The sequence below is a fragment of the Pseudomonas sp. RA_15y_Pfl2_54 genome, from assembly GCF_963971015.1.
In the GTDB taxonomy this organism is placed as follows: domain Bacteria; phylum Pseudomonadota; class Gammaproteobacteria; order Pseudomonadales; family Pseudomonadaceae; genus Aquipseudomonas; species Aquipseudomonas baetica_A.
On the sequence record NZ_CAXAPN010000068.1, the window covers coordinates 1 to 5,663 of the forward strand.

At 52.4% G+C, this 5,663-nt stretch carries 4 protein-coding genes; 2 read left to right on the top strand and 2 right to left on the bottom strand.

What is annotated here, in order from left to right; translation table 11 throughout:
- Nucleotides 1-351: 351 nt before the first annotated feature.
- Both AACY50_RS28300 and AACY50_RS28305 read right to left on the bottom strand, forming a co-directional pair.
- Nucleotides 352-1,827: a toxin-antitoxin system YwqK family antitoxin gene (locus AACY50_RS28300; RefSeq protein WP_339539886.1), complete on the bottom strand. Its 1,476-nt coding sequence runs from the start codon at nt 1,825-1,827 to the stop codon at nt 352-354.
- A gap of 548 nt (nt 1,828-2,375) precedes the next feature.
- Entirely contained in the window at nt 2,376-3,590 is a 1,215-nt protein-coding gene (locus AACY50_RS28305) for an OmpA family protein (RefSeq protein ID WP_339539888.1), read from the bottom strand.
- A gap of 91 nt (nt 3,591-3,681) precedes the next feature.
- Between AACY50_RS28305 and AACY50_RS28310 the strand changes: the two genes are divergently transcribed.
- Both AACY50_RS28310 and AACY50_RS28315 read left to right on the top strand, forming a co-directional pair.
- Entirely contained in the window at nt 3,682-5,325 is a 1,644-nt protein-coding gene (locus AACY50_RS28310; RefSeq protein ID WP_339539890.1) for a hypothetical protein, read from the top strand.
- Nucleotides 5,318-5,602 (top strand): hypothetical protein, encoded by a 285-nt coding sequence (locus AACY50_RS28315; protein ID WP_339539892.1) that lies wholly within the window; start codon nt 5,318-5,320, stop codon nt 5,600-5,602. The genes AACY50_RS28310 and AACY50_RS28315 overlap by 8 nt, the downstream gene beginning before the upstream one ends.
- Nucleotides 5,603-5,663 lie beyond the last annotated feature (61 nt).

Below are 5,663 nucleotides of genomic sequence, written 5' to 3' on the forward strand. Positions count from 1 at the left end.
TTCGAGCACTACAACGAGCAGCATCCACACAGCGCCTTGAACTATCGCTCACCGAGGGAGTTCAGGCGCTTAGCGGCAGCATCAATTTAACGGGGAGTTGGTGTCCGGTTTGGTAGGGGCAAGTCCACCAGACGCTTACTGTTGTCCTTGATAATTGATTCTTGTACTAACGGCGACCCTCCAAATTGGAGTGACGGCTCGGATCGCTACTAGGGTAGTTTCATATCGGCTAGGAGAGAGCTTCAACCTCTTCGATATCGCGTGTGGATACCGAAGAGGTCATGAGAAGGGGACGTCTTCAGATCCCCCCTGACTGAATATCTCGCTCAACAAAACCATTCCTGCGGAGGCTCACTGGCAGTCCTGCTCAAACTCATCAAGCATGTCGGCACGCACCAGTGCATCAGGATCTTCGGCGTGAACGGCATCTACCTTCTGTTGCACGCAGGCGTCTACGTTATTGCCGCTAGGGGCTGCCGCTAGAACCGCTTTTTGTGTGGGTTGGCTTTGGATGGGTTGTCCCGGGGTGGGAACATCAACGATTGTTGCGTAGTCGATAGCAAAGCCGCCGCCACCGTAACGGCTAGGGGTTTCGAAATCCGGAATTTCCTCCACTGGATTTCCCCAGCCAACATTACGATCAAGCATGGCCATCTTGCCAGGGTATTGGCTACGGCGATCAGAAGGAAGATTTACGATCGTATTGGTGACTTTGCCTGCGTTCCATACCACTACAGCTTCCAGTTCCCCATTGCGGCCATAAATGCGTTCTTGACCATGCTTGACCACGTCATCCTGGTGGCTCTCGTAGCCCGGTCGAGCAACCCCTTGGTATTGGCTTATCTGGTTGTCGCCGACCCAGATCGTTGCGGTCGCACTGACGAGCTTTCCTTTGTTCCATTGCAGCTCTCGAATCAGATGGCCTTTGCTGTCCCAGTACTGCTCTAGGCCATCGTTGCTGAGATCACTAGCGATGTACTCATTGACGTCTTCCTTGATGGCCAAACGACTAACGTGATGAAGGTGCTCTCCGTCGAAGCTTCCGTACTCGTCAACGGTTCGCGATTTCAGTTTTCCGTGCTCGAACTCGCTGAGCTCAGTCACGTTACCTCGCGCATTGAAGCGCTTTTGAGTGCCATGGAGGTGGCCATTTTCATAGTTTTCTTCATGCGAAACGTAGAAGCGATTACCGTCAAGGCCATAATCTTTTTGCTGGCCGTGATACTCACCCTCTAAATACGTCCGATGCTGGGTTCCGCGATTGTCGAATCCGGCCTGCTTGCCATTTTTCCATTCAAGATCAGCAATGAGTACTTTCCCCTGTTCATCCCAAGCGCGCTCTTGGCCGTCCTTTTTGCCGGCGGTGTAGTGCACCTCAATCGTTCGATTGCCGTTTATAGGATTGAACTGTTCTTGCAGCCCATCCTGGACACCCCGTTTCCAGTTACCCTCTGCGATCTTGTTGCCGGTTTTAGCATCGAATTTTTCTTCTTTGCCGTCTCGCTTACCAGCTTTGAATTCACCAACAGCCAGCAGTTTGTCTGCATTGTCCGAGCAACGCATTTCTCCGTCAGGCAGACCCTTTTTGACGTCTATTGAGCAAGTTCCAACGCTGAACAGCCCTAGCACCGACATGGGGTAATTAAGGATGCGGCCGGTAAAGGGGTCGTCTGCGTGGACTTTGTAAATCAAACCACGAATTTCTTGGGTTTGACGTGAATCGATTTCCTCAGTGAAGCATCCGGTAAGGCTGAGGGAAGCGAGAGTGATGGTACTCAGAGCGAAACAGCGGCGAGCGTTGAAAAACACCAGAATCTCCTTATTCACGTACCGACACCTGCCGGTTTCAAAGCGTGAGAGGAGGGCAGTGTAGGGCAAAATGATGGCACGATTCTATTCTGCCATGTATTTCAGTGCGCATAAGGTAGTCATCCCTCTAGCTGCAGAGGGCAAGCAAGAAGACACTCATCATTAGTAGGAGTTAGGCATCGCCCTTGTAAGTGTTATATCTGAGTGACTAATCACTACTGACCACAGGGGTTCTTACACCTCGAAATGGATGCAAACGTTAATCGCAAACCAAGCATTCCTGAAGTACTGGATGGTGCCTTGGAAATGGATAGTAAAACCACGGTCAGGGAACTCGAACTCCTCGTACCAGTTCCCAAGCAGTGCCGGGTTAACGCCTTCGGATGATTTAGGCGGAAACAAGTACTGCAAAAGTGGGCCAGAGATAGCTGCTGTTTTCTACAGTACAGTCACGAGAGCTATCAAAGTAGGCAATACTGTCAGCCACATAATGCGGCTCTTGAACCATTTATTCATGTACTTCCTTCACAGGGCAGAGGTTTGCCCTTATTTTAGTTTAAGGCCGCTTACTTAATCGCTTTCGTCTGGATAACGATCTGCACGCGACGATCCATTGCCAAGCACTCCTTGAGCTCTGACTTGGGAAGATCACGTGCGCAACTCGAAACCGGCTTTTGCGACCCCGCCGCCTTGATATGGATTGGCAATCCAGCCCCAAGGGTTTTGAGCTGCTCGACGACACTTTCCGCCCGGCGACGTGACAGTTGCTGGTTGCTGTCGTTAGAAGCAAGGACCGGGTTCCGATCAGTATGGCCTGTGACGGTGATCGCGACGACTTGGCGCTTTGATTCCTCCAAGTATCCTTTCACTTTCTCTGCAAAGGCCGTCAGGGCTGCCGTACCTTCTGGCGTCAGGGTGGAAGCTAAGCTTTCGAACAACAAATCATTGCCAAGCGTAAAGCACAACGGAATACCTGCCTTGTCACCCGGGCGACGAACCACATTCACGCCCGATCTATTCAATTCGAACTGATACGGAGATCCGCTGCTGTCAGTAAGAAACGGCATCTCGATCAGCGTGCGTTCGCCCATTCCATGCCAGAGAACATTCACATGGTGCACAACCTGCTCGGGGTGACCGTTGTTCCCACAGCTATGTAGCGTGAGGTCTAACTCATCCACTACGCTCTTAATGATTTTCTGATTGGTCGAATCTAGGGTGACCGACACATCCATCTGCCGGAAGCCAAGGCGCTGCATAGAGTTGGAAATGATGTTCGCTGTCAAGTCAGGCACGAAAATCGTTGGCAACACGATTGCAATCGCCACGATCAGAATCTTAAGGCGCTGATGCTCTTGCACTCGCGCCACTGGCGTGTAAAGCGGCAGCGGTTTCCAGTACCAAGGAATGATTAATAGGATCATGGCACCCAAGAGAGGAGCCAATACCTTCACACTTTGGGCCGCCCAAGCAGCGATGCCGAGTATCAGTGCTAACGCGACACCGAGAATAAAGAGGCCAAAATCGAACTTGATCTTATCCGAGCGCCAATGGAAGAGCCCATGAACCGCTCCCAGCGCGAGCAAGTACCAGAGGCCGTAGAAAATCCCGAACATCATTGCGGCAAAAACGAAGAGCAAGCTTTCGGTGATCGTTATACCGGTGGGGTAAAAATTGATGATGAGCGCCCAGTAGGCAAAGACTACGATTACGCCAAGGGTGATGGTGACTTGTAGCAATGTGGCAGCATAGGACTTGAACAGATCGAACAGATACTTCAACGGAACATCCTTGTCATTTTTGAGTGGCGCTATGCCACTATACCGATGACATTCAGAAAAGCTATCTGGCGTCTTGAAGGATTAAACGTCAATGAAACTCACCACCGGGTGGTTGAAGCCGCCTTCCGCGAGTAAAGGGATCGATCACCTAGGCACGCAGGCGCCCTGTGGAATGATCTATGGCCAGTTGCTGCCGGGCATCACTAACGTGACCGATCGGGCGCGTTATTACTCCTTCTATCCCTGGCTGGTTTGGTCATACGACCAGCGCTATTCGAAAGATGACCCTGCGCATTTTGTTGAGCGTTTCCGGCGTGCAGATTGCTTGTTCACGCTGATTGCCGAGCGACACTCCCAAGTCGATGATCAAGATGATGAGCGACATGGCATCGCGATGGTTGGTCGCAACAAGCTCGTTACAGCATTGACTCGCTTGGAGGCTGGGGGAGTCCTGCTTTTATCTCAGTACGCAACGACCGATTCCATGGAGGACCGGTACTTTGTGAATAGGTTGGGAGGGCTTTCTCAGTACTACGCAGGCACCTTGGCCAATCTGATGATCATGCAGTCGTCTACAACCTCATGGACCAGGTACAGCACAGAATACGGCAGTCTATTAGCGCAAGACTTCGACACCAACGTTGCAGGAACGCTTTTCTGGGGGAAGATTGAAGGTGACGAGATCACGCTGGCGGATCTGGATGAACTCAGTGGTTTTTGCGCTTGTAACATCCCTTCAAGTCCCGCGGAGTGCCAGCACCTGACCGATATCTTTTTCGATGAAAAAGTTCGGTATGGGGAGGAGGGCGAGCAACGCCGCCGGAGCTTGGCACTGATCCAGCAACTGGCGAGTGCTCTTCCGGATGACGAGGATCTCTCTGAAGAGGTTTTTCGTGCTTGCGCCTACACCCGCGTATTGCCCGGAGGGCTGCCCTGGACTATCCCTCCGACGCTGCAAAGTACCTGTGCACTTTGGGCCGTCTATGTGCGTAACGATCTTCTCTCTGTGGCATTTCAGACCATCCTCTCGATTTGTTTAACGGAGCTACAGCCGCAGACGTCCGAGGAACGAGGGAAGTTCGGCTCGATTGAAGCCTTCTCTGACTGGTTTGTTGGCTCTGACAAGATGGATGAAGTCTTGAATGAGCTTGAGTACGAGACCTTCTCAGACCTTGTGGAGCACGCGAGCGTGTTGGGACCGGCTGTAGCTGATTGGGGAGACATGGGACATGAAATTCAACTCGGCAAGCAGTTGATTGCTGGCTGGCGTGGTGGCGCGAAAGTCCCGCTATTACTCGCCAGAAGCCTTGAACTATTGGCCATGCTCGTTGCGCGCGATGATTTGACGAAGCAACCCTATTCAGGCCTGGCGATTACTGCGGATTCGTTGCGGGATTACCCGATTAATTTGGTTAGCTTCCGTCATCGTGCCGCCGATTGGCAGACGATGTCAGTGCGCCAAGTGACGAGCGATTTGATGCTCTGGTGCATGAACACTCACCTGCGTGTGGCGTTGCGCAAGCTCAGGCAGTCAGGTCGATCAACATTTCAGCTTCACCCATCGGAGCTTGGGGTGGAGGTTGCCTGCGTTCACGTTCCAGTACCCACTCAGACCACTCCTAGATTCAGGCAGGCAGTACGCATTTTACGAGACCTGGGACTGCTGACTCGTGAGGGAGGTAAGACACGACTCACCGATCCAGGTAAAAGCCTGATGGAGGTGGCCAGTGTCTGAAGGCGTTTCGATTCTGGAGGTGATCAAGCGAGGAGGGTATGAAGCTTCGCTGATCACCACCTACAACGCGACATTGCCGTTTTACGAAGAGGTGTTGCTGCGCAAGCTAGTGAGTGCAGGGTGTCGGCACAATGTGGTGCTGATGGACCGGCAGCAATGTGCCGTTGCATGGGCGAGTCAGGCCACCCGACCTCGTTCGGCTGGATATGCCTACTGTGGTGGTCAACTAATTCCGGACACCTCGATAGGTGGTTTCGATGCCATCGCCCGCTCGTAAACGGTCGGCGGCAGATACCCCAGTTTTGAGTGCAGCCGTTCGTTGTTGTAAAACCCAACGA